This is a genomic window from Flaviflexus massiliensis (genome assembly GCF_001375495.1).
GTDB classification, from domain to species: Bacteria; Actinomycetota; Actinomycetes; order Actinomycetales; family Actinomycetaceae; genus Flaviflexus; species Flaviflexus massiliensis.
Window position 1 is genome coordinate 397,535 of sequence record NZ_LN831058.1, and the last position, 24,951, is coordinate 422,485.

At 59.0% G+C, this 24,951-nt stretch carries 15 protein-coding genes and 1 pseudogene; 13 read left to right on the plus strand and 3 right to left on the minus strand.

Features of this window, described 5'->3' with window-relative positions:
• Entirely contained in the window at positions 1-579 is a 579-nt protein-coding gene (locus BN1241_RS05725) for a hypothetical protein (RefSeq protein WP_077138299.1), read from the plus strand.
• A gap of 158 nt (positions 580-737) precedes the next feature.
• On the opposite strand, the gene clpB is transcribed toward BN1241_RS05725, so the two are convergent.
• Positions 738-3,347: an ATP-dependent chaperone ClpB gene (clpB, locus tag BN1241_RS05730; protein WP_054952728.1), complete on the minus strand. Its 2,610-nt coding sequence runs from the start codon at positions 3,345-3,347 to the stop codon at positions 738-740.
• Positions 3,348-3,792: 445 nt separating this feature from the next.
• Between clpB and BN1241_RS05735 the strand changes: the two genes are divergently transcribed.
• Positions 3,793-5,154, plus strand: coding sequence for a hypothetical protein (locus BN1241_RS05735; RefSeq protein ID WP_054952729.1), 1,362 nt, complete (start codon positions 3,793-3,795; stop codon positions 5,152-5,154).
• A 92-nt stretch (positions 5,155-5,246) separates the two neighbouring features.
• Here the strand turns inward: BN1241_RS05735 and BN1241_RS05740 are convergent, their stop codons facing one another.
• Positions 5,247-6,677 carry an amidase gene (locus tag BN1241_RS05740; protein ID WP_230198273.1) on the minus strand — a complete coding sequence of 477 codons (1,431 nt, stop codon included), beginning with the start codon at positions 6,675-6,677 and terminating at the stop codon, positions 5,247-5,249.
• Positions 6,678-6,871: 194 nt separating this feature from the next.
• On the opposite strand from BN1241_RS05740, the gene moaA reads away from it, so the two are divergent.
• From moaA to BN1241_RS05795, 11 genes and pseudogenes are all read left to right on the plus strand, one after another.
• Positions 6,872-7,960, plus strand: coding sequence for a GTP 3',8-cyclase MoaA (gene moaA, locus BN1241_RS05745; RefSeq protein ID WP_054952731.1), 1,089 nt, complete (start codon positions 6,872-6,874; stop codon positions 7,958-7,960).
• On the plus strand, positions 7,961-8,206 hold the full coding sequence (locus BN1241_RS05750; RefSeq protein WP_054952732.1) for a MoaD/ThiS family protein: 246 nt from the start codon (positions 7,961-7,963) through the stop codon (positions 8,204-8,206). It begins immediately after the preceding gene.
• A gap of 409 nt (positions 8,207-8,615) precedes the next feature.
• Entirely contained in the window at positions 8,616-11,075 is a 2,460-nt protein-coding gene (locus tag BN1241_RS05755; RefSeq protein WP_054952733.1) for a DMSO/selenate family reductase complex A subunit, read from the plus strand.
• Positions 11,072-11,725 carry a DMSO/selenate family reductase complex B subunit gene (locus BN1241_RS05760; protein ID WP_054952734.1) on the plus strand — a complete coding sequence of 218 codons (654 nt, stop codon included), beginning with the start codon at positions 11,072-11,074 and terminating at the stop codon, positions 11,723-11,725. The genes BN1241_RS05755 and BN1241_RS05760 overlap by 4 nt, the downstream gene beginning before the upstream one ends.
• A gap of 448 nt (positions 11,726-12,173) precedes the next feature.
• Positions 12,174-14,525: pseudogene (locus BN1241_RS05765) on the plus strand (DMSO/selenate family reductase complex A subunit); the annotation flags it as partial.
• A 414-nt stretch (positions 14,526-14,939) separates the two neighbouring features.
• Entirely contained in the window at positions 14,940-17,378 is a 2,439-nt protein-coding gene (locus tag BN1241_RS05770; protein ID WP_054952735.1) for a DMSO/selenate family reductase complex A subunit, read from the plus strand.
• A gap of 409 nt (positions 17,379-17,787) precedes the next feature.
• Entirely contained in the window at positions 17,788-20,364 is a 2,577-nt protein-coding gene (locus BN1241_RS05775; RefSeq protein ID WP_054952736.1) for a DMSO/selenate family reductase complex A subunit, read from the plus strand.
• A 16-nt stretch (positions 20,365-20,380) separates the two neighbouring features.
• Positions 20,381-21,019, plus strand: a complete 639-nt coding sequence (locus BN1241_RS05780) for a DMSO/selenate family reductase complex B subunit (protein WP_054952737.1) — start codon at positions 20,381-20,383, stop codon at positions 21,017-21,019.
• Positions 21,019-22,056, plus strand: a complete 1,038-nt coding sequence (locus BN1241_RS05785; RefSeq protein ID WP_054952738.1) for a dimethyl sulfoxide reductase anchor subunit family protein — start codon at positions 21,019-21,021, stop codon at positions 22,054-22,056. Before BN1241_RS05780 ends, BN1241_RS05785 begins: the two co-directional genes overlap by 1 nt.
• Positions 22,057-22,197: 141 nt before the next feature.
• Positions 22,198-22,833, plus strand: a complete 636-nt coding sequence (locus tag BN1241_RS05790; RefSeq protein WP_054952739.1) for a TorD/DmsD family molecular chaperone — start codon at positions 22,198-22,200, stop codon at positions 22,831-22,833.
• Positions 22,830-23,702, plus strand: coding sequence for a 4Fe-4S dicluster domain-containing protein (locus BN1241_RS05795; RefSeq protein WP_054952740.1), 873 nt, complete (start codon positions 22,830-22,832; stop codon positions 23,700-23,702). Before BN1241_RS05790 ends, BN1241_RS05795 begins: the two co-directional genes overlap by 4 nt.
• A 147-nt stretch (positions 23,703-23,849) precedes the next feature.
• Here the strand turns inward: BN1241_RS05795 and BN1241_RS05800 are convergent, their stop codons facing one another.
• A complete protein-coding gene (locus BN1241_RS05800) occupies positions 23,850-24,893 on the minus strand; it encodes a molybdenum cofactor biosynthesis protein MoaE (protein WP_077138301.1) in 1,044 nt (347 codons plus the stop codon).
• Between the last annotated feature and the right edge of the window lie 58 nt (positions 24,894-24,951).

The following is a 24,951-nucleotide window of genomic DNA, read 5'->3' on the forward strand; positions in this document are numbered from 1 at the left end:
ATGGATAGGTTACGGCAGGCACAGGTAGCAATCGAGGCAGCCCATCAGCAACTCCAGGACGCAGTGACGGACCTGCGCTCGGAGGGTGCGACGTGGGCGGAGATCGGGAAGTCACTTGGCATGTCCCGCCAAGCCGCCTTCAAACGCTTCGGCAAACCAACGGACCCAACAACGGGAGAAACCATGACACAGCGCAGTACCGAAAACCTTGAGGAGCTGACGGAACGATTCTTCACCCTGGTTGCGGAAGGGGATGAGGAGCGGGTGATGGCGATGATGCATCCGCGAGTGCGGAAGGAGATTCCCTACGCGGACATTGCAGCCGTGTGGAAGCAGGTCCTTCAGGAGGCAGGGGAACTCGAGGGCTTCGACAACACCTTTCTCACCACTCCAAAGGGCCTTAAGCCGGAAGCAACCCTTCTCGGGAAGGCCATGAGCAAGATTCTGGGCACAGTCGTTGGCGTGACCACGATTCGCCTCGAGGCCGACGAGATTATGGGCAGGGTCGCTTTCGACAATGATAATGCCGTTGTCGGCGTCCTCTATGTTCCCGTTGACGAAACCCAGGTTGCCTTCTAGCTGGAGACAGCAGGCAATAACTAAATCATCCTGCCCAAATTAGAAATGGAGTGGTGGCACGTACTTAAGTACGTGCCACCACTCCATCACCTTCTTTCCAACACTCCGCCATTTACCGATGAGGAGCATCGTCAAGGCGCGGGCATAGCACCAAGGAATCAGACTCCCGGGGTCACGGTGAGCTTCATTCCCTTACCTGCCTCGTCCGGAGCATCCACTGTCACCAAGTCACCATCGGAGACAGTCCCAGCCAGGATCTGCTTGGCAAGCTCGTCTCCGACTTGGCGTTGAATGAGCCTGCGGAGCGGGCGCGCACCGTAGGCCGGGTCGTAGCCTTCGACCGCAAGGTAATCCCTGCCGGCGGGTGTGACGTGGAGGGAGATGCGGCGGGCCTGGAGCCTGTTGGCCAGGTGCTCGATCTGGAGTTCGACAATGTGCGAGATCTCATCCATACCAAGTGGCTGGAAGTGCACGATGGCGTCGAGGCGGTTGAGGAACTCGGGCTTGAAGGCGGCCTGGACGGCCTGGTTGATGAGTTCCTCACGCTCCTTCTCATCAAGCGTCGGATCCACCTGGTATTGGGAACCGAGGTTCGAGGTGAGGATGAGGATGGTATTGCGGAAGTCCACGGTCCGTCCCTGCCCATCCGTCAGCCTTCCGTCGTCGAGAACCTGAAGGAGGATGTCGAACACTTCGGGGTGTGCCTTCTCAACTTCGTCGAGCAGGACAACCGCGTAGGGGCGGCGCCGAACCGACTCGGTGAGCTGGCCGCCCTCCTCGTATCCAACATATCCCGGAGGCGCACCGACGAGGCGAGCCACGGAGTGCTTCTCCGAGTATTCGGACATGTCGATCCGAATGATGGCTCTCTCGTCGTCAAACAGGAAGTCGGCAAGCGACTTGGCAAGCTCTGTTTTACCGACGCCCGTCGGCCCCAGGAACAGGAAGGAACCGGTTGGGCGGTTGGGGTCGGAGATTCCAGCACGGGACCTACGGACAGCATCGGAGACCACCTGGACGGCGTTCTTTTGCCCAATGAGTCGCTTACCGATCTCCGCCTCCATGTCGAGCAGCTTCTCGGTCTCGGTCGCCATGAGCCTGCCAACGGGGATCCCGGTCCAGGAAGCAACGACTTGCGCGACCTCATCAGCATCCACGCGGTCAGCAATCATGGGTTCGAGATCATCGGAGGAGTTCTCGGCAGCCTCACCTTCGGCGATCTGTCGTTCCACTTCGGGAATGTCACCGTTTTGGAGGCGCCCAGCATCCTCGTACCGCCCCTCGCGAATGGCTCGTTCCAGGTCAGTGCGTAGCTCATCGAGTTTCACCCGGAGGTCACCAACGAGGTTACGCCCGGCCTTTTCCCGTTCCCATCGAGCATTGAGCCCAGCAAGTTCCTCGGCTCGATCCGCAAGTTCGGCACGGATCTTATCCAGCCTCTCAACGCCCGCCTCGTCTTCACCTTCACCATCGGTGTCAACAAGGTAGGACTCTTCCATCTTGAGCCGGTTAACCTGGCGCTGGAGGATATCGATCTCCTCGGGTGAGGAGTCCAGTTCCATCCGCAACCTGCTCGCCGCCTCATCGACAAGGTCGATGGCCTTGTCGGGGAGTTGACGGCCGGAAATATAGCGATCCGAGAGTTCAGCCGCGGCCACGAGGGCGCCATCGGAGATTGTGACCTTGTGGTGGGCCTCGTACTTGGGTGCGATGCCGCGGAGGATCGCGACCGTGTCATCGACGGAGGGTTCCCCAACGTAAACCTGCTGGAACCTACGCTCGAGCGCAGCATCCTTTTCGATGTTCTCTCGGTACTCATCAAGTGTCGTGGCACCCACGAGCCGGAGTTCACCGCGCGCAAGCATGGGCTTGAGCATGTTCCCAGCATCCATCGCCCCTTCGCTGCCACCGCCGGCACCGACCACGGTGTGGAGCTCGTCAATGAAGGTGACGATCTCACCGTCGGAGTCCTTGATTTCCTGTAGGACCGCCTTGAGGCGTTCCTCGAACTCACCGCGGTACTTGGCTCCTGCCACCATGGCGGCAATGTCGAGGGAGATGAGCCTCTTGTCGCGTAGCGACTCGGGCACGTCGCCATCAACAATGCGTTGCGCAAGCCCCTCGACGACCGCGGTCTTACCAACACCGGGTTCGCCGATGAGGACGGGGTTGTTCTTGGTGCGGCGTGACAAGACCTGGATCACGCGACGGATCTCGGTATCGCGACCGATCACCGGGTCAAGCTTGCCCTCGCGAGCAACCTGGGTGAGGTCCGTCCCGTACTTTTCGAGCGCCTCGTACGTTCCCTCAGGGTCCGGAGAATCGACCTTGCGGTTGCCACGAACCTGGCCAAGCACTGCTTGGATCTGGTCACGCGTGACCGAGGCGGCCTTGAGGATCTCCCCAGCGCTCGACTGCGAGGCAGCCAAGCCCATGAGCAGGTGCTCGGTGGAAATATAGGAGTCCCCGAGTGCGGTCGCTTCCTTCCCCGCATCCGACAGCACGAGGCTAAACGGGCGGGAGGTTGATGGCTGAGACACCGATGAGCCCTGTGCACCGGGCAGTGCGGTAATCGCTGCCTGGGTGCGGCTGGCAAGCGCTGCCTGATCGGCACCGATCGCGTCAAGAATGCCAACGGCAATGCCATCCTTTTGGCCGAGTAGCGCGGCAAGCAGGTGAACGGGCTCCAGCTGGGGATTCCCGGCCCTCACCGCCATCTCCAACGCAGAAGAGATTGCCTCCTGCGACTTTGTCGTCAATTTATCCATAAGTTGTCCTTCAATTCGTCAAGGTCAGTTTTCTGATCTGACTAATGAAACGCCAATAAACTTGAGTCTATTCCACTCAACCCTGATTTGATTCAGCTCTCATCGAACACGGACTGACGTCGCGACCCATCGACACTGTGGCACGGTTAACCCGGCACAACTAGCCTGGAGCGACACCATTTCATCGAATGAGGGTCGGCCGACGAAATCCACTCCTCACCGGACTCAGAATTCTTGGACTGATCAGGCACCGATCTATGCACGTGACTGCGCTCCGGCATCTTACGAACCAAGGTGAACGCCCAGCAACCTACAGATGTCAGTTAAACAAACTTCACAGAAACTACTATTATCTAATCAATCGAAAGTAAACACAGTAGGTTTTACAGTTCGAAATATTTCCGCAACCAGCGCATTTTTACCACATGAATGGTAGTGAAAATGGGTGTTTCAGCAAGCGGTTGGATACGCTGGAGTCATGTGGCTCATCCGCATTTTGATTTATGTTTTGCTCACATTCGCACTGCTGATTCCCTTTGTCATTTCCGGTGCCGGCACCGGCATTACCGTCGCAATCTTTACGGAATTGGACGGACAGGCCCCCTGGGCGGAAATCATTCCGTTCTTGATCATGGCGATTCTGCCTCTCATCTTCGGCGCCATCATTCTCGGAGTCCTCGTCTCCACCGCACCGAAAGCTAGCCCTCAACAGATCGCCCAGCTTCGCGCCGAGGGACGCACGGGAATGGCTCGCGTGACCTCGGTACAGGCAACGGGAACATTGATCAACGATGTCCGGGTATACAAACTCAATATGGTCGTTGTCACCCCGGACCATGCTCCCTACCGGACGACGGTGAAGAAAAGCATCGATCCGTTCGATGCTCACAAGTTCCAGCCGGGAACAGACCACGCGATCGTGAAGCTCAGGCCGAACGCACCGGATGTGGCCCTGGATCCCGATGGGACCATCAAACCAGTGTCGGCCTCGGCGGTTGCGCAGGCTCGAGAGTGGGATGACACAACGTTCAGCTCACGCCTTTCCGGTCCACTTCCCACCAAGCCAGCACGGAAGCGCAGGCGCCTCAACCCCGTCGGCTTCTTGATCCTGCTTGTCGTGTGGGGCGTATCGGCGGGCGTTGCCTTCTACATTGCGAAGGACAATGGCATTGCAGTCGTCTTAGGCGAGAGTGCCGCACGCGAATACGATGGTCCCCCGTTCAGCGAAGACCCGACGGTCGCCCGCGACGTCGTTAAGGCTGCGACCGACGAGTACGGCTCGGAGGTGTCCGAAATACTTCTCTACGACGATTACGCGATCATCACCGTCCGTTCCCAAAGCAACCCTGAACTCTGGGACAGGGTGACCGTACGGGGCGGGGACTACGAGCTGACCTACGATGGTGCGGCACCCACCCAGCCAGAAGCAGGCGAGTACTTTGATGCTGACATGATTGACTGGAACCTCATCCTCCCCGCAATTCCCGATGCTGGAATGGCGGAGCTGCCCTCGGGTGATATTGGCGAGGTCACCCAGGACGTACGAGTCGATGCTCCGGACAATGTCGATCTCACCCGCTTCTACTGGCAGGACGGGGTGCCGAATCCCAGGGATTTGGAGCTCTACGATGATGACTCCTTCGAGTTCTTCAACGACATGACGAAGGACGAGGCGATTCCCCAGATGGAGAAGCTGATTGCCGAGGCACCCACCGCTCAGGTCAACGTCAGCATCAGGCACGACTATGGCTCGATCTACGTCACCGGCAACTCACGTGGCGAGATTCTCGAAGTGGAATCCAACTAGGCAATTCCTTCGAGTTTCTCTCCACCAATAAAGGCGGAGGCCGGTCATGATGACCGGCCTCCGCACTACTTATTCACCACCTGAACATGTAACTACGCGAGTGGTTCGCGAATGGTTGGCCAGGGATCGGCTTCCTCGATGCGGGCAGCGAGCGACAGGAGGAGAGCATCTCCCCCGGGCTTCACGGCTCCGAGCATGGCACCAAACGGCAGTTCCACACCGTCCACTTCTGCTCGGTGGATGGGGAGGGTGATAGAGGCGTTGCCGGTCATATTCCACACGCTTCCCCACGGCGTGAAGGCCATTTGGGCACGGAAGTCATCCTTACCGGAGGGGAGCTTGATGTCCTCCGGGAACACGGGCGGTCCCGACAGGGTCGGGGTGATGACGATGTCATAGTCCGCCCATCCGGTCGCCACCTTGCGGGTCAGTCGCTGCACGGCATTGACCGCCGTGTTGTAATCCGAGGCCGTGAGGCTGAGGCCCTCTGTTCGTAGCCACCTCGTCAGTTCTGTGACCTTGTCCAGGTCGGACTCAGGGATGGGAATGCCGGCGGCCGCTCCGGTCCACAGGGGCATGAAGGCAAGCCAGTCCACGGGAGTGATGGGGCGGGAGACTTCTTCAACGAGGTGCCCCATGGATTCCAGGAGCTTCGCCATGCGCAGCGCCGCGTTCCGGGCTTCGGGATGCAGGTCAACGCTCTCGAGGTTGAGCGGCTCCAGGAGGAGTCCAACCTTGAGGAGACCCGTCGGCATGTCGACGGCACCGAGGTAGCTTCCCGCCTTGTCACGCACGCTGTCCCGCGGCGCATGATAGGTCTCTCCCGGCCAGGGCTTCGCAATGACATCGAGGAAAGCCGCCGAATCGGCCACGGTTCGCGTGATGACACCATCCGTTGTGAGCCCAGAGCCGCTCACCCCGGCAGGCCCAGGGGAGACAACACCGCGGGAGGGCTTGAGCCCAACGGTTCCGCAGGCCGCCGAGGGAATGCGGATGGAGCCACCACCGTCGGATGCGTGGGCGACGGTGACCATGCCCGTGGCAACAGCCGCGGCGGCCCCACCGGAGGATCCTCCCGCTGTCCTTCTCGTGTCCCACGGGGTGCGTGCAGCCGGCCCAGTTTCAGGCTCGGTGTAGGCCGGGAAACCAAACTCAGGTGCCGAGGTCAGCCCCACGGTGAGAGTCCCTGCTTCCTGGAGGAGATCAACGATGCCGTCGTTCTCTTCAGCAATATTGCCGGCGAGCAACCTGGATCCGGATTCGTGGGGCTGTCCCTTGACCGGGGTAAGTGCCTTGATTGGGACCGGGACACCATCGAAGGCCCGTGTTTTTCCTTCCCGAACCCTCTCGTCAACCTCTGCGGCCTGCCGCCATGCAAGCTCCTCGGTCAGGTGAGCGAAGGCCCCGACCTGGGGAAACTTCGCGATTCGCGCCAGCGTCTGGTCGAGCACCTCGGTGGCCGATACTTCTTTGTTCTTGATTGCCTGCGCGAGCTCCAGCCCGCTCATGTCACTAATATTCACGCAACCCTCCTGCCCTCATTCTACGAAGCCGATTCCCCCATACCGCCGGTGCCGCATAACTCACACCGCTAACTTCTACCACCCGTGACTGAAGTCCCTGGCAGGGTAGGCAACCCAGCTGGTTAAAGCACGACAGGCAGGTATTTGCACTGCTGAACGTGGATAAAATAGACATCCTGGAATATCGTGGGTGTATGAACTCAAGCGTCGCTCTCGGAATCCCCACCGTCCGTTCCGCCGTGCCGGACGTGTCGGGCAGGCCCAAGACGCCGCTTCTCACGGACAGGTTTGGCAGGATCGGGCGAGATCTTCGCGTCTCTCTGACCGATAAGTGCAACCTGCGTTGCCAGTACTGCATGCCCGAGGAAGGCATCCAAGCGCTCCCGAATGATCGACTCTTAACCGATGACGAGATCGTGCGCCTCATCGGCATTTCCCTCGACAAGCTCGGCATTGAGGAAATTCGGTTCACCGGCGGTGAGCCGCTCCTGCGCAAGAGCCTCGAAACGATCGTTGGCGAAGCAGCCACGATGACAAACCATCTGGGTGAGAAGCCGGAACTGTCTCTGACCACGAATGCTCTCGGCCTCGCAAAACGCGCACAGAAGCTGAAGGATGCTGGCCTGGACCGAGTCAATATTTCGATCGACTCAATCGACCGGGAAAACTATGCCGCCCTCACCCGCAGGGACCGCCTTCCCGATGCCATTGAAGGCGCCCGGGTTGCTCAAGAAGTTGGGCTCACCCCCGTGAAAATCAACGCGGTCCTCATGCCGGGCGTGAACGGCGACCAGGCATCTCCCCTTCTCGCGTTCTGCCTCGAGCACGGCTACCAGCTCCGGTTCATTGAATACATGCCGCTCGGCCCCCGGGGTACCTGGAAGCGTGAAGACATGATCACGGCCGAAGACATTCTCGAAATGTTGCAGAAAGACTTCCGGCTCACCCCGTACGGCGACACAGTGCGCGGCACGTCTCCCGCGGAACTGTGGCGAGCAGAATCTGATGACCTGCCCGCCGGGGATGTTGGCATCATCGCCTCCGTCACCCGCCCCTTCTGCGGCAACTGCGACCGCACCAGGATGACCGCGGATGGTAAGATCCGCAACTGCCTGTTCGGGGATTCAGAAATTGACCTCATGGGAATGATGAGGGACGGCGCTACCGATGACGAGATCGCAGATCGTTGGCGCGGCGCCATGTGGATCAAGAAGGCCGGTCACGGCATCGACGACGAGGGCTTCCTCCAACCGGATCGCCCCATGAGTGCAATAGGTGGATAAATGGTTGAAATACGCTACTTTGCTTCCGTTGCTGAAGCTGCCGGAGTCTCCTCCGAGCACCATCCCTTCAGGGAGGGGATGACCGCGGGAGAGCTACGCTCCCAGCTGGCGAGCAACCGCCCGGGAGAGTTCTCACGTCTGGTTGGGATCTCCGCCCTCCTTGTCAACGGGGTTAACGCCGATGAGATTACTGTCCTGCCTCAGCAGGCACGGGTGGATGTACTGCCACCCTTCGCGGGCGGGTGAACCGCACCCTGTTAACCACGCAGAGTTAACAGGGTGGCCAATCGCCTAGCACCACCCTCAAGTGAGCACCGGGATCACGCGCACATGTTGCCGTGGTCCCGGTTCTCGCATCTCTCAGTTGCTGCCTGCGAAAGCGAGTGACAAGCGAGAGAAATTAAGCAACCGGCCGGTTCCGTAATTCAGCGGTACCGAATTTTCGATATTTGCTCACTTCTCGGAATCACTCCATACTGACTATTCCCCGCGATTCTGCCCTTTGGGATCAAAGTCCCAGACCTCACCCCATTTACTACGGAAAACTCGAGCATAAATTATGTCTTGTTGAACCTAAGATGGTCCTGGGCTTGTCAGACTTACTGTTTGAAACAGCTTGAGTTCAAGCTTTCGTTCACGACACAGAGGGAGTGCCATGACTGTTGAAGTTAGTGCTGGAAAGATCAGCCGCAGATCATTCATGAAGTGGTCTGGGATCGCTGGCGGCAGTGCCGCCCTCGTCGCAACCGCCGCACATATTGGCATGCCGGGAAGCGGCCCCGCGTCGGCAGCCACGGATGGGATGGCGGACGCTGAGAAGACTGTTTGGTCGGCCTGCCTCGTGAACTGCGGAGCTCGGTGCCCGCTGCGATTCCAGGTCAAAGACGGCACGATTGCACGCGTTCTCCCGGACAACACCGGTGGGGACGAAATCGGTAATCACCGGATCCCCGCGTGCCCCCGCGGCCGCTCGATCCGTCAGCGCATCTACTCTCCTGACCGCATCAAGAAGCCGCTCAAGCGCAAGCCCGGCACGAAGCGTGGCGATGAGCAGTGGGAAGAAATCTCGTGGGATCAGGCACTCGACGAGATTGCCGAAAAGTACCAGCAGCTCCTGGCTGACTACGGCCCCGCCTCCCAGTTCTACGCCTACGCAACCGGCGTCATTGCCGCCACCGTGTCCGGCTCCTACTACGGCGGCGCACTGCAGCGCCTGCTGAAGAAGATGGGTGGCTACCTTTCCTACTACGGCGACTACTCAACCGGTGGGATCACGGAAGCCATGCGAGTCACGCTCGGCAACTACATTGACTCGAACTCGACCGATGATCTCGTGAACTCGAAGCTGTACGTACTGTGGGGCCACAGCCCGATGGAAACGAAGATGTGCGGTGGATCGGAAGCGTTCTATGCGCAGAAAATTCTCCGTGAAACGAACGTCCGCACGATCGTCGTCGATCCCCGCCACTCTGACTCGGTGCAGCTGATGGCTGATGAGCACGTTGCGCTTCGCCCGGGCACGGATGCGGCCCTCATTGCCGGCATCGCCCACGTTCTCATCTCCGAGAACCTGCACGAGCAGGAATTCCTCGACAAGTATTGCGTCGGCTTTGATGAAGACACCCTCCCCGAGGGCGCTCCGAAGAACTCCTCCTACCGCGCATACGTCATGGGTGATGGTCCGGACGGGATCGAGAAGACCCCGCAGTGGGCATCCCGTGTCACCGGCACGCCGGCCGACACGATCATCAAGTTCGCACGCGAACTGGGCAACAACAAGCCCTCAATGATTCACCAGGGCTGGGGTGCGCAGCGTTCCGCAAACGGCGAGAACCAGGCCCGCGCCGTCATCACCCTCAACGCCATGCTCGGCAACGTGGGGCTGCCCGGTGGCGGCACGGGAACCTATCCCGGTTCTTCCGCGGTCACGATCAATTCCCCATTTGATGCCGACCCGAACCCCATCACGAAGAAGATCTCTCACTTCTCCTGGCCCGATGCCATCGATCACGGCGCCGAGATGAGAGGGGAGGATGGTGTTCGCGACTGGGATGAGGACGGCAACCCGATCTGGGATCCCCAGTTGGATGTTCCGATCAAGGCCATCTGGGCATACGGCTCCAACACCCTCATCAACCAGCACTCCGACATCAACGGCACGAAGGAGCTCCTGCGGGACGACTCCAAGTGCGAGCTCATCGTGCTGTGCGATAACCAGATGACCTCATCGGCAAAGTTTGCTGACTACGTTCTTCCCGGCACCTCGAATGCAGAGGAGGGGGATGTCGTCCAGCAGGGTCTGGCAGCCAACATGGGGTACTCGATCGTTGCCACGAAGGCAATCGAGCCGCTCTACGAGTCGAAGACCATTTACGAGATCTGCACCGAGCTCGCCAAGCGCCTCGGCATAGAGGACGAGTTTACCGAGGGGAAGTCCCAGGAAGACTGGGCACGCGAGATCATCGAAGCCTCCCGCGCGGACAACCCGGGAATGCCCAACTTTGATGACTTGGCGGAGATGGGCGTGTGGAAGGTCGATAACGGCTCCCGCGTTGCCCTAGAGGAGTTCCGTGAGGATCCCGAAGCGAACCCGCTGGACACCCCGTCTGGGAAGATTGAGATCTACTCCGCGGAGGTTGCCCGCAAGGCCAAGGAATGGAACCTCCCCGAGGGCGATGTCGTCACGGCCCTGCCGGAACAGATCCGCACCTGGGAGGACGCTGAGGCGGCAAAGACCAACAAGGACTACCCGCTCCAGATGATCAACTACCACTTCAAGGGCAGGACGCACTCCACATACGGAAACGTGCCCTGGCTCAAGCAGGCACACCGCCAGGTCATTTGGATCAACCCGGTTGATGCCGATCCTCGCGGCATCAAGAACGGTGACGAAGTGATCGTCTACAACGGTCGCGGTCAGACCCGTGTCGAAGCCAAGGTGACCCCGCGTATCTTCCCCGGCGTCACCACGCTCCCCGAGGGTGCCTGGTACAACCCGGACGAGAATGGTGTCGACCTCGGTGGTGGACCGAACGTTTTAACGAAGTACCATCCGACCGCACTCGCGAAATCGAACCCTCAGTACACGAACTTGGTGGAGGTTAAGAAGGCATGAGCACGACAACAGAAGACCTGACACGAGCCGGTGGAAACTTCGGGTTCTTTTTCGACCAGAGCCTCTGCAATGGCTGTAAGGCTTGCGAGATCGCCTGCAACGACAAGCATGACCTGCCACTCGGCGTAAACTGGCGACGCATCGTTGAGTACACGGGTGGATCCTGGTCGAGCAACTCAGCTGATGGCACCCACGCCCCCAATGTCTTCAGCTACTACACCTCCATCTCCTGCAACCACTGCGAAGACCCGATCTGTATGGAGGTCTGCCCCACCACCGCGATGAGTGTCCGCCCCGACGGCACCGTCTGGGTCGATGGTGACAAGTGCGTGGGCTGCCGCTACTGCGAATGGGCCTGCCCCTACTCGGCACCCCAATTCAACGCAGAAACCGGTCAGATGTCCAAGTGCGACCTCTGCTACGACTACCGTTCGCAGGGACAGAACCCGGCCTGCGTTGACGCCTGCCCGACACGTGCACTCAACTGGGGCCCGATCGACAAGCTCCGCGAGGAGCACGGCAACACCGCCAACATTGCGCCGCTTCCCGATCCTTCGATCACCAAGCCGCACCTCGTCATCAAGCCCCACCGCGATGCCCAAACCTGGGACCAAGGCACCGGATTCATTGCCAACCCCAAGGAAATCTAGACCAACCTAGGAGTCCTTGAAAAAGCAGAAGCATGGCTTCAGCTTCGTGGAAGTGGGAGAGACGGATTGCCTCTCCCACTTTTTCATGCCTCGACCGATGAGAACAAACATGCACAAACCGGACAAATAGATTTATGCAACACCCCAGCCATCAATATAAGAACTTTTCCCTTTTGTAACCGGCCAGGCAGAAAAGCTTGCCCACAATCTGTCACTAATGCCCAATAACACAACATTTTACTTATTCTTGGAAGAGTCCGGCTATCAGTTGCTGGGGACTTTGAGCCCAATTTTCAAAAAGAAGCTTAATGAAGACTGTGAGCAAATCCCTAGCTTTCAGGAGCCACCGATGACTTCACAGGAAATCGACAGAAGACTTTCCCGCCGCTCATTTATCCGCTCATTTATGAAGTGATCGGGGGTTTCGGGCGGCAGTGCTGCCCTTGTCGCAACAGCCGCAAATCTAGGCATGCCCAGCACACACAAGGCAGAGGCAAATGTCGTGGGCATGGAAGGTGTTGACGCAACCGTTTGGAATGCGTGTCTCGCCAACTGCCAATCCAGATGTCCGCTGCGGTTACAGGTCAAGGACGGCACCGTTGTCCGAGTCCTGCCAGATAACACCGGTTCGAATGAGCTCGGTGACCTACAGATTCGCGCATGTGTACGCGGTCTTAACCAGCGCGAGCGCATTTACTCTCCCGACCGCATCAAGAAGCCCATGAAGCGCGTCGGGGCGCGCGGTGAAGGCCAGTGGGAGGAGATCTCCTGGGACGAAGCCTTCGAGACCATCGCTTCTGAACTCAAGAGGGTCAAGGAAACCTACGGGAATGAAGCGCTTTGGTATCACTACGGTTCCGGTTCCACCGGTGGAAACATCACGAAGCGTGGCACCTGGCCGCGCCTGCTCAACACATACGGAGGCTATCTCGGCCAGTACGGCACGTACTCAACAGCCCAGATCCGCGCCGGAATTCCCTACTCATACGGTGACTACCTCGGTTCAAACTCACTTGAAGACGCACAATATTCGGCACTTCAAGTCATGTTTGGCAACAATCCGCTCGAGACCCGCATGTCCGGTGGCGGCGAACTCGGCGTGGTTCAAAAGATCCGTAAAGACTTTGGCGTTCGCACCATCGTTATTGACCCCCGCTACTCGGATACGGCAGTCGATGTTGCTGATGAATGGGTTCCGATCCGTCCCGGAACCGACACCGCTCTCATCGCGGGCATGATCTACGTGATGGTGGAGGAAAACCTTCACGACCAGGAATTCCTTGACAAGTACTGCGTCGGTTTTGACGAAGATACTCTTCCCGCTGAGGCTGACAAGAATTCCTCGTACCGTTCCTACCTCGAAGGTAAGGGCCCGGACGGTATTGAAAAGACACCCGAGTGGGCTGCCGATATCACCGGCATCCCCGCCTCTCAGATCCGGCACCTCGCACGCGAGATCGCAAGTGCTAAACCCGCTGCTATTACCCAGGGTTGGGGTCCGCAGCGGCATGCTTCTGGCGAGAATACCGCGCGCGCTATCGCACTGCTTGCAACCGTGACGGGAAATGTTGGTATCAGGGGCGGCGGAAATGGAGCACGCGAAAGCAACTACTCCGTGCCTGTGGCAGCATTCCCGGACTTTGACGGCGAGTCGGCACCAGTATCCACCCAGATCTCTTGCTTCAACTGGATCGACGCCATCAACTACGGTCCGGAGATGACCGACGTTCGCGACGGTGTGCGCGGCAAGGAGAAGCTCGACGTGGGTATCAAGCTCATGGTCGTCAACTCCTCGAACACGCTCATCAACCAGCACAACGATGTTCACGTCACCCAGGAGACCCTGCGTGATGACACGAAGTGCGAGTTCATTGTCGTGATCGACCACCAGTGGACCCCATCATGCGATTGGGGCGATATCGTTCTTCCGGCAACGACCAACTTTGAAGAGAATGACATCCTGCCAGGCGGTTCGTGCGGTGACATGGGCTGGGCGATCTGGGGCGGTAAGGCTATTGAACCCCTCTATGAAACCAAGACTGGTTACGAAATGTGCACCGAGATCGCGAAGCGACTCGGCATCGAAAAGGAATTCACCCAGGGCCGCACCCAGGAAGAGTGGCGGACCTGGATCTTCGAGCAGACTAAGGAAGGGTTCCCCGAGTTCCCCACCGAGTCCGAGCTCGAGGACATGGGGGTTTTCCGCCAGCATAATCCCGATGGAAACATTATTGGCATGAAGGATTTCCGCGAGGACCCCGAAGCCAATCCCCTCACCACGCCTTCGGGCAAGATCGAAATCTACTCGCAAACACTGGCCGACATGGCAAAGACCTGGGTCTTCGAAGGCGACCGCGCCGAAGACAAGCTCACGGCACTTCCGGAACACATTGACACGTGGGAAGGCGCACTTGAGGCTCGCACGAGCGAGTATCCGCTCCAGTGTCTAGCCCACCACTACAAGGGCCGCACGCACTCCTCGTACGCCAACCTTCCCAAGAACCTGGAAGCACACCCTCAGATGGTCTGGATCAACACTGAGGATGCTGCTTCTCGCGGGATCGCAAATGGTGACACCGTCGAAGTCTTCAACAACCGCGGGCGCATCCGCACCGAGGCTCGCGTTACCCCGCGCATCGCACCCGGCGTCGTCTCAGTCCCGCAGGGCGCCTGGTACACACCCGATAAGGATGGCGTGGATGTTGGCGGCAACGTCAATACGATTATGAAATACCACCCCTCCCCCTTGGCGAAGGGAAACCCAGGCCACACAGCGCTGGTCGAAGTTCAACGAGCATAGGTAGCTACTGCGAGGTTGGGGTGGAGTCACTTGTGATTCCACCCCAACTTTTTTCATTCGGAGAGTTCCTCCAACTACCTTGTTGTGCCCCGTCAAGACAGCACACCGAAAGGACAATCACAAGAAAACCTACGCAATCCGGACAAACCGCACCAGAAAGCCATTTCTGCAACCCCGAGCTGTTGTAATTGATGAATTTTCATTGGGTAATCACAAACCGCGACTATCTCGTGAATCGGAGCGTCAATAAACACGGGAAAGCCGCGAATCAGAGCCATTTACCTGCCAGGTTCTTCCTGTTTTCTCTGAATTGTCCCGGGACTTAACTCCCATTCCTGATGTGTTGTTTCCTGCCGATACTGATGGCGATAGAGCTTACAAATTCTTACAGGTCAACTACGTTAAGGAGCAGAGATGACAGCCCCAGTTGCTGATCGGCGACTAACACGCCGGTCGTTCATGAAGTGGTCGGGAGTCGCAGGGGGCAGTGCAGCTCTCGTTGCGACGGCGGCGAATTTGGGCATGCCGAGCACACACAAGGCCGAGGCAAATGTCGTGGGCATGGAAGGTGTTGACACAACCGTTTGGAATGCGTGTCTCGCCAACTGCCAGTCCAGATGTCCGTTGCGGTTACAGGTCAAGGACGGCACTGTTGTCCGCATTCTGCCTGACAATACCGGTTCAAATGAGCTCGGTGATTTCCAGATCCGTGCCTGCGTGCGCGGGTTGAACCAACGGGAGCGCATTTACTCTCCCGACCGCATCAAGAAGCCCATGAAGCGCGTCGGAGCGCGTGGCGAAGGCAAGTGGGAGGAGATCTCTTGGGACGAAGCTTTCGACACGATCGCTTCGGAGATGAAGAGGGTGAAGGAGACCTACGGTAACGAGGCTCTCTGGTACCACTACGGTTCCGGTTCTACCGGTGGCAACATCACGAAGCGTGGCACCTGGCCCCGCCTGCTCAACTCCTACGGTGGTTACCTCGGCCAGTACGGTGACTATTCGACCGCACAGATCACGGCAGCTTTCCCCTACCAGTACGGCATGTGGATGGCTTCGAACTCGCTGGAGGATGCTCAGCATTCCTCACTCCAAGTAATGTTCGGAAATAACCCACTCGAGACCCGCATGTCCGGCGGTGGCGAGCTCGCTGTTGTTCAGAAGGTTCGCAAGGACTTCGGTGTCCGCACGATCGTGATCGATCCCCGCTACTCGGAGACCGCGGTTGACGTGGCGGATGAATGGGTGGCGATCCGTCCCGGAACCGATGCTGCGCTCATTGCCGGCATGATCTACGTGATGGTGGAGGAAAACCTTCACGATCAGAAGTTCCTTGACAAGTACTGCGTCGGTTTTGACGAAGATACCCTTCCCAAGGAGGCTGAGAAGAACTCCTCCTACCGCGCCTACCTCGAAGGTAAGGGCCCGGACGGTATTGAAAAGACCCCCGAGTGGGCAGCCGACATCACCGGCATCCCCGCCTCTCAGATCCGCCGCCTTGCTCGGGAGATTGCCACCACGAAGCCCACTGCAATCACGCAGGGCTGGGGTTTGCAGCGCAATGCCAACGGTGAGAATGCTGCTCGTGCCGTGTTTACGCTTGCGGCAGCAGTTGGTCAGATCGGGATCCCCGGTGGCGGTAACGGCGCCCGCGAGGGTAACTTCTCGATCCCCGTCAAGGCCTTCCCCCTGTTCGACGGTGAGACTCCCCCAGTGACCACGCAGATCTCTTGCTTCAACTGGATCGATGCCATCAATTACGGCCCGGAGATGACGGACGTTCGCGATGGTGTGCGGGGTAAGGAGAAGCTCGACGTGGGTATCAAGCTCATGGTCGTCAACTCCTCGAACACGCTCATTAACCAACACAACGATGTTCACGTCACGCAGGAGACGCTACGAGACGATACGAAGTGCGAGTTCATTGTCGTGATCGACCACCAGTGGACCCCGTCGTGCGATTGGGGCGATATCGTTCTTCCCGCCACCACGAACTTCGAGGAACACGATCTCGTTCCCGGCGCTTCATGCAGTGATACGGGATGGTCGATCTGGGGCGGTAAGGCCATCGAACCCCTTTACGACACGAAGACGGGTTACGAGATGTGCACCGAGATCGCGAAGCGCCTCGGCATCGAAGAGGAGTTCACTCAGGGCCGCACGCAGGAAGAGTGGCGGACCTGGCTCTTTGACGAGACCCGGAAGGAAGTTCCCGAGTTCCCCACCGAACAGGAACTGGAAGACATGGGTGTGTTCCGCATGCGGAACCCTAACGGCAACTTCATTGGCATGAAGGACTTCCGTGAGGATCCGGAAGCGAATCCGCTGGAGACCCCGTCCGGCAAGATCGAAATCTACTCCCAGACTCTGGCCGACATGGCAAAGACCTGGGTCTTCGAAGGCGACCGCGCTGGAGACAGGCTCACGGCACTTCCGGAACACGCCGATACCTGGGAGGGTGCAATCGAAGCCCGTTCGAGCAAGTACCCGCTCCAGTGCATCGCCCACCACTACAAGGGCCGCACCCACTCCTCGTACGCTAACCTGCCCAAGAATCTCGAAGCCCACCCGCAGATGGTCTGGATCAACACGAAGGATGCCGCCCGCAGGGGCATCAAGAACGGTGACACGGTTGAGGTGTTCAACCAGCGCGGCCGCATTCGTACCGAGGCTCGGGTCACCCCGCGCATCGCACCCGGCGTGGTCTCAGTCCCGCAGGGCGCCTGGTACACCCCCGATAAGGATGGTGTCGATATTGGCGGCAACGTCAACACCCTGATGAAGTACCACCCATCCCCTTTGGCGAAGGGCAATCCCGGCCACAACGCACTCGTTGAAGTCGAACTCGCCTAGCCAATAAGTCAATAACCAACCTCCGTGGGAGCAGCATTAAGGCGCTGCTCCCACGCTTCTTTCGGTCATTATTTACCCTCTGAGAAAGGCCCCGAACGAGCAAGTGCGCGGGGATATCACACAAAAAAGTATTTACGAAACACCTGATGATGTTAATTCGAAGCTTTCAGTTTCCGTGACTTAGCCACAAATCTCCACCTTGTGGGGCCTTTCCTTTTGCTCGCTTGACTGTAAAACCGCAGGATCTCGCGGTAATTCGATATCGAGATTGTTGTGAATCTTTTTGTTCACTTGGATTTTCCGATTCGTCTAGACAAAGGTCCCAGACAGATCGGATTTTTCGGTCCAAACTGCAATTATTCGAAAGAATTTTCTTCGGAATGACAAGGGAAGTAGAAAGGACGGATCGATGACAACAATCGAATCCCCCCAGAGCAAGAGCCTGTCTCGCCGCTCATTCATGAAGTGGTCGAGTGTTGCTGGCGGCAGTGCCGCTCTGGTTGCCACTGCTGCTCATTTGGGTATGCCCACCACGCAGCCCCACGCACATGCTGTTGAGGGCATGGAAGGCGTGGACAAGACCGTGTGGTCCGCATGCACGGTGAACTGTGGTTCCCGCTGCCCGCTGCGACTCCAGGTAAAGGACGGCACGGTTGTGCGCGTTCTCCCGGACAACACCGGTTCCAACGAGCTCGGCAACCAGCAGGTCCGAGCATGTGTTCGTGGCCGTTCGCAGCGCCACCGCATCTACAACCCCGACCGGTTGAAGAGGCCAATGAAGCGCGTACCTGGCACGAAGCGTGGCGACGAGCAGTGGGAAGAGATTTCCTGGGAGCAGGCTCTCGATGAGATCGCTGACAAGATGAAGGAGATCAAGGACGAGTACGGGAACGAGGCCTTCTACATTCAGTACGGCACCGGCGTTCTCGGCGCGGTCATGTCCTCCTCTTGGCCGCCCGACCAGACCCCGATCGCTCGCCTCCTCAACTCTTTCGGTGGCTACCTCGATCACTACTCGGACTACTCCACCGCACCCATTACGCAGGCCTACCCGTACTTCTACGGCACGTGGCTGAACTCGAACACCCTGGACGATGCGAAGAACGCACAGCTGCAGGTCATGTTCGGCAACAACCCGCTCGAAACCCGCATGGGTGGCGGCTCCCAGCTGTTCGTCACGCAGAACACGAAGGAAAACTCGAACGTTCGCACCATCGTGATCGATCCGCGCTACTCGGAGACCGCAGCTGTGCTGGCCGATGACTGGATCGCGCTCCGCCCCGGAACCGATGCCGCTCTCATTGCCGGCATGATCCACGTCATGGTGGAGGAGAACCTGCACGACCAGGAGTTCCTCGACAAGTACTGCGTTGGTTTCGATGAGGACACCCTCCCCGAGGGCGCACCGAAGAACTCGTCCTACCGTTCCTACCTCGAAGGCAAGGGACCTGACGGTATCGAGAAGACTCCGCAATGGGCTTCCGAGATCACGGGTGTTCCCGCGAACCGGATCATTCAGCTTGCTCGCGAGATTGCAACCGCTAAGCCCGCTGCCATCACCCAGGGTTGGGGACCGCAGCGTCACGCAAACGGCGAGAACAACGCTCGTGCGATCTTCCTACTCGCAACCGTCACCGGCAACATTGGCATCGCGGGGGGTGGCACGGGTTCACGCGAGACCTCAGCTCAAACCTTCCCGTTCACGCACCCGTTCTACACGGATGGCCCCATCAACCCCTCGGAGAAAATCATTTCCGTATTCGGGTGGATGGATGCCATGGAGCACGGCGACAAGGTTGACACGTTTAACGGTGGTGTGGCCGAAAAGGTGGCCCCCGGTGTGCGTGCCAACAAGGTCCCGGTTGACGAAAACGGCGTCCCCACGAACACGAAGCTCGAGGTTCCGATCAAGGCACTGTTCCAGTACGGTTCGAACTCGCTGGTCAACCAGACCGGTGACAACAACCGCACGGTTGAGCTGCTTCGCAACGATGACCTGGCCTCCCTGATCGTCACCTGCGACATCCAGTACACGGTGTCGGCCCGCTACTCGGACTACGTCCTTCCCGGCACCTCGACTGCCGAAGAGGATTCGGACATTCACCCCGGTGAGGGTTCGGGCCCGATGGCATACGCGATTGTTTCCGAGCAGGCCATTGACCCGCTGTACGAGTGCAAGTCAATTTACGACATTTGCACCGAACTGTCGGAGCGCCTCGGCACCAAGGAGATCTTCACGGGCGGCAAGACCCGCGAAGAGTGGCTCCGCGCCTCGATCGACGCAACCCGCGAGGCTGATCCCACCCTCCCCACCTATGACGAGTGGAAGAAGATGGGTATCTACCGTAGAGACATGGGCCCGGTTATCTCTGGACAAGACTTCCGTGAGGATCCGGAAGCGAACCCGCTTCCCACCCCCTCCGGCAAGATTGAGATCTACTCGGATCGCCTGGCTGCCATGGCTGAGAAGTGGGAATTCGGAGTCTTCCGCCCCAAGCGGCCTGGCGATGTTCTGACGGCCCTGCCTGAGCACGTTGATACGTGGGAGGGTGCCGTGGAGGCACGCAAGGATGAGAAGTACCCACTCCAGGTGATCGGTCACCACTATAAGGCCCGCACCCACTCCAGTTACGGCAACGTTGACTGGCTGAAGGAAGCGCACACCCAGTCGGTGTGGATCAACCCGGCGGACGCCAGGGCGCGCGGCATCAAAAACGATGACGAAGTGTTCGTGTACAACGACCGCGGCACGGTCAAGCTGCCCGCCAAGGTCACCGAACGCATTGTGCCCGGAAGCCTCTCGATCCCGCAGGGCGCCTGGTACGACCCGAAGTCATCTTCGGAAGTGACACCGCCCGCGGAAGCCAATAAGGACCTGCCGGTCGATATTGCTGGCTCCGTCAACTCCCTCACGTCCCACCACCCCTCGCCCCTCGCAAAGGGCAACGCAGTCCACACGACCCTCGCCAATGTTGTTAAGGCCTGAGAAAGGTATATGAATCATGGCAACCGCTGAAGTCACGGCCGGAGCTAACTACGGTTTTTTCTTCGACCAATCCCTCTGCACGGGCTGTAAGGCCTGCCAAATTGCCTGCAAGGACAAGCACGATCTCCCCCTCGGCGTGAACTGGCGCCGCGTGGTGGAGTACTCGGGCGGCACCTGGCAGGAATCCGGCAACACCTTCACCCCGAACGTTTTCACCTACTACACATCGATTTCTTGCAACCACTGCGAGAACCCGATCTGCATGGAGGTCTGCCCCACCACCGCGATGAGTGTCCGCCCCGACGGCACCGTCTGGGTCGATGGTGACAAGTGCGTGGGCTGCCGCTACTGCGAATGGGCCTGCCCCTACTCGGCACCCCAATTCAACGCAGAAACCGGCCAGATGTCCAAGTGCGACCTCTGCTACGACTACCGTTCCACCGGTCAGGATCCCGCCTGTGTGTCGGCATGCCCGTCGCGTGCACTCGACTGGGGCCCGATTGACGAGCTGCGGAACCAGTACGGTGATACAAATAATATTGCCCCGCTCCCGGACCCGAGCATCACCCAGCCCCACCTGGTCGTCAACCCGCACCGTGACGCACAGACCTGGGATGCCCAGACCGGTGCCATCGCAAACCCGAAGGAAATCTAATGAATCTCGACGAATTACCGATGATCATCTTTACCGTATTCGCGCAGATGAGCGTGGGCGCCTTCGTGGCACTCGGCATCATCCACGTGTTCGGTGTCCCCAAGTGGGGTCGTGACACGATCGAACGCGTCACCGATCCCGCGATCTACGCGATCGGCCCAACCCTCGTGTTTGGCCTCATAGCCTCGATGTTCCACATGAACGACATCACGAACACACTGAACGTGCTCCGTCACTGGGATAGCTCGTGGCTGTCACGAGAGATCATCTTCGGTGTCGCTTTTGCGGGCCTTGGCTTCCTGTTTGCGATCATGCAGTGGTTCAAGCTCGGTAGCCGTAACCTCCGTCAGATCGTTGCCGCTCTCGCAGCAATCGTGGGCCTCGCCCTCGTCTACGCGATGTCGATGATCTACGCCTCCGTTGTCACCATTCCCGCGTGGAACACCTGGGCGGTTCCCTTCCAGTTCTTTGCAACCACGTTCCTGCTTGGTGGACTCGCTGTCGGTGCCGCGATCCTCATTCACATGTCAGTCCGGTACCGAGCAGCTAGCCGGGATAACGTTGCTCCCGCCTCACCTGACGAGACCGTTGAGAATGAGTCCGGTGGCGGCGTTGGTACCCTTGTCCGCAAGACCCGAACTCAGGCGAAGACGATGGCTTCCGAACCACTGTCGCCGAGCTCTACTGATGCCCAGGCTGGTGTCGCGATCATCCGCTGGGTTTCCATTGCCTCCGTCGTGATTGGTGTTGCCATCTTCATCGGCTACATCTTCCACATCGTCAACCTCGCAACAGGAGTTCCCGAGCAGCAGTTGGCGGCTGAGGAATACCAGACAGGGTTCTTCCTGTTCCGTCTCGCGATCCTCGGCATCGCTGCCGTGCTCCTCGCAGTCTTCACATTCAAGACAGCCAATCAGGAGTTCAAGAACCCGCAGACCCTCACCGTTCTCATGGTGACCGCGCTCGTACTCGCCGTCATCTCCGAGTTCATGGGCCGCTACATCCACTACGAGACCCTCTTCCGGGTCGGCATGTAACAGCCTGTGGAAGAGGGGTGGAGCCGGTCGGCTCCGCCCCTCTTCCACACTTAGTAGCCCGCCCCCCCTGACCGAGTCATCCGGGTCACCGCCACCCGCCGCGATGCCGATAGACTGAACCAGTACGCAATTAGGAGAAACGTGAATCCCTCGCTCCCATCCCCCGAGTTCCTTGACCGCATGGCCGCGGCTTTTGCCACGCTCGGCCGCCTCCACCTCCAATCCCCCGATCAGGAAACCCTTGATCAGATCGGTGAGCTACTCGATGAGTGGCCAATCCCGGAGGAAGGCGACACCGCATTCGGACTCAATCTGGTCCGCAAGTCCCTCAGCGAGGGCGAGGATGTGGCAACGATCCGCAGAGACCACAACCTCCTGTACGGCGTGACGGCGGGTGCCAAGGTTGCTCCCTACGAGTCGGTGCACCGCAACCAGGATGGTCTGATCTTTGATGAGGAGACCCTCGAGGTGCGTGCCGAGTACCGGAAGCTGGGATTGCAGGCCCCGAAGCTCAACCAGGAACCAGATGACCACATTGGACTCGAGTTCAACTTCATTGCCCAGTCCTGCATCCGTTCCCTCGACGCTCTCGACCAGGGCTCGACAACGGATGCTTCCCGCTACTATGGGATCGGTGCCGTCTTCATGCACCAGCACATTCTCGAATGGGTGCCGGAAATGCTGGAGAATGCTGCCGACGCTTCGGAGACCAACTTCTACCAGGGCATCATGTACATGTCTCTTGGCGCAATCGAGGCCTACCAGGCAGGTCAATGACCAGCCTGCGCCTGCTCCACTCCTGGATTCGTGCCAACGATCCCGGCCCCATCGCCCTCCTCGACCCCGAAGCTCCCGAGCTGGTTGATGGCAAGGCAGTGACGGGGGTCCGTCTCAGCGGGCCCCTCGCCGAGGTTCCTCGGCACGAGATCCTCGAGTCCCTCAACCTTGGTGCCACCATCATCTACCTCCACGGTGACACCGGCCCCCTCCACGAGCTCACCACCATGCTCGAAGGCATCGGCATCACCCGCCTACGTCACGGTCATCCCGAGGTAAAGCCCCGTCAGATCTTCAGCTCCGACGATGTTCCCCACTCGCGCAGGGACCTGTTCGGGATCGCTGGAAACATGGCTGAGCTACCGGATGAGACCCTGCTCGGTGAGGAGCGCGAGCGCCTCGCCCTCAACCTCCTCATGGAGAAGGAAGGCATCCCAGTATCGGCACTTGCCGATGCTCCGTCCCACGGCCTCAACCTTCAAACAACCGGATGTACTGCGTGTGGCGTGTGCGTGAAGGCCTGCCCGGTGGATGCTCTCGAACTCAGCTATCTCGAGATTGGTCCGGATCGGAGAATCTCGACACTCTCCATGTTTGATGCTGCGTGTGTGGGGTGTCGAAAGTGCATCGATCTGTGTCCTGAGGATGCGTTCACGGTCCGCGGTAACACGTCGTGGGAGACCCGCCTTGGTGAGCCAGTCAAGAGGCCACTTGAAACGATTCCGACGGTTCAGTGCGAGAAGTGCAAGACCTACTTCCCGATGAGCCAGGGTGGCACCCTGTGTCAGACATGCAAGGCCACGCGTGACAATCCTTTCGGGATCCGGTGGCCAGAAGGTGTTCCGAAGCCTCCTGGGTTCAAGTACTAACCCGTATTCACGAATGAAGGCATTAATCCCTCCGTGAGCAGAGCGTTCCAGTTCTGCAAAAGCAAAGGCACCAGAGAAATAGTTGTCCCACCACGAATGATTCGTGGTGGGACAAGCTTTTCTTGGTGCTACAGCTAGCTCAGTTACCTAGGCCGAGCCCGTCCATTCATGCGTACCGTCGGGGAACTGTTGCTTCTTCCAGACGGGAAGTTGGAGCTTCACCTGTTCGACTACTTCGTTGAGGACGGCGAATGCTTCGACACGGTGCGCTGCTGAGACTGCGGCACCGAGTGCGATGTCGCCGATCTCGAGGTGACCGGAACGGTGGACGACAGCGACCGCGAGGCATCCGGAGTTCTTGGCGACCTGGTGGGCTACTCGAGCAACAACCTTGTCCGCATCCGGGTGAGCTTCGTAGTCGATGGAGTTGACGGACCTACCACCATCGTGGTTGCGAACAACACCCTTGAAGGTGAGGACGGCTCCTGCTTCGGGACGCTCCACCAAATCGACGAGGTGCTCCATGTCGATCGGTTCTTCCGTCACTGTTGCGTAGACGACGTCAGCATCGTGGGTGGGGTGCGGGGAGGAGTGCTGGGTCCGGTAGGTCGCCTCCGCATGAGGGGTGACCTTCGCTCCGTGATGGTGGGCGGCAGGGATGTCGAGTGCACTGACGTGACCACCGTGGTCGTGGGCCACGTGAGGGACGGGATGGTCCCCTCCATCCAGCTGGTCAACAATATGGTCCAATAGTGGGCCGATCACGTTGATCGTGTCCGTGACACCGCCGCGGGAGCCCGGGGCGTTGACAACAAACGCATCGGTACCGTCAATGGTGACGATACCGGCGAGAGCTCGCGAGAGCGGGGCCGCGGGGGCGTTCTTGGCGGCCTGTCGGATGAGGGACTCGATGCCGTCCAGGCGCTTCGACAAGAGCGGCAGGGTGCCCTCGGGGGTTTCGTCCCGTGGCGAAATTCCCGTACCGCCTGTTGTGACGATGACTCGGGCACCCTCGTTCACGGACTGGGTGATGGCGGAGGTGACGGAGTCCGCCCCGTCGGGAACGATTTTGGTGTCGGAAACGTTGATTGACCAGCCTCCCAGGAGGGCGGCAGCGAGAGGACCGGACAGGTCCTCTCGCTCTCCACGGGAGCAACGATCCGAAACGGTAATGACATGAGCATGAATCACGAAAACAGTCTACGTGGCCGGTATTCATAAACCTACGACTGTAGTCCCACAAATCGGA

Bases quoted from the DNA above. Each gene is read 5' to 3' on its own strand.
- BN1241_RS05785 (WP_054952738.1), top strand. From the start codon at position 21,019: ATGAATCTCGACGAATTACCGATGATCATCTTTACCGTATTCGCGCAG.
- clpB (WP_054952728.1), bottom strand. From the start codon at position 3,347: ATGGATAAATTGACGACAAAGTCGCAGGAGGCAATCTCTTCTGCGTTG.
- BN1241_RS05780 (WP_054952737.1), top strand. From the start codon at position 20,381: ATGGCAACCGCTGAAGTCACGGCCGGAGCTAACTACGGTTTTTTCTTC.
- BN1241_RS05725 (WP_077138299.1), top strand. From the start codon at position 1: ATGGATAGGTTACGGCAGGCACAGGTAGCAATCGAGGCAGCCCATCAG.
- BN1241_RS05755 (WP_054952733.1), top strand. From the start codon at position 8,616: ATGACTGTTGAAGTTAGTGCTGGAAAGATCAGCCGCAGATCATTCATG.
- BN1241_RS05750 (WP_054952732.1), top strand. From the start codon at position 7,961: ATGGTTGAAATACGCTACTTTGCTTCCGTTGCTGAAGCTGCCGGAGTC.
- BN1241_RS05770 (WP_054952735.1), top strand. From the start codon at position 14,940: ATGACAGCCCCAGTTGCTGATCGGCGACTAACACGCCGGTCGTTCATG.
- moaA (WP_054952731.1), top strand. From the start codon at position 6,872: ATGAACTCAAGCGTCGCTCTCGGAATCCCCACCGTCCGTTCCGCCGTG.
- BN1241_RS05760 (WP_054952734.1), top strand. From the start codon at position 11,072: ATGAGCACGACAACAGAAGACCTGACACGAGCCGGTGGAAACTTCGGG.
- BN1241_RS05795 (WP_054952740.1), top strand. From the start codon at position 22,830: ATGACCAGCCTGCGCCTGCTCCACTCCTGGATTCGTGCCAACGATCCC.
- BN1241_RS05775 (WP_054952736.1), top strand. From the start codon at position 17,788: ATGACAACAATCGAATCCCCCCAGAGCAAGAGCCTGTCTCGCCGCTCA.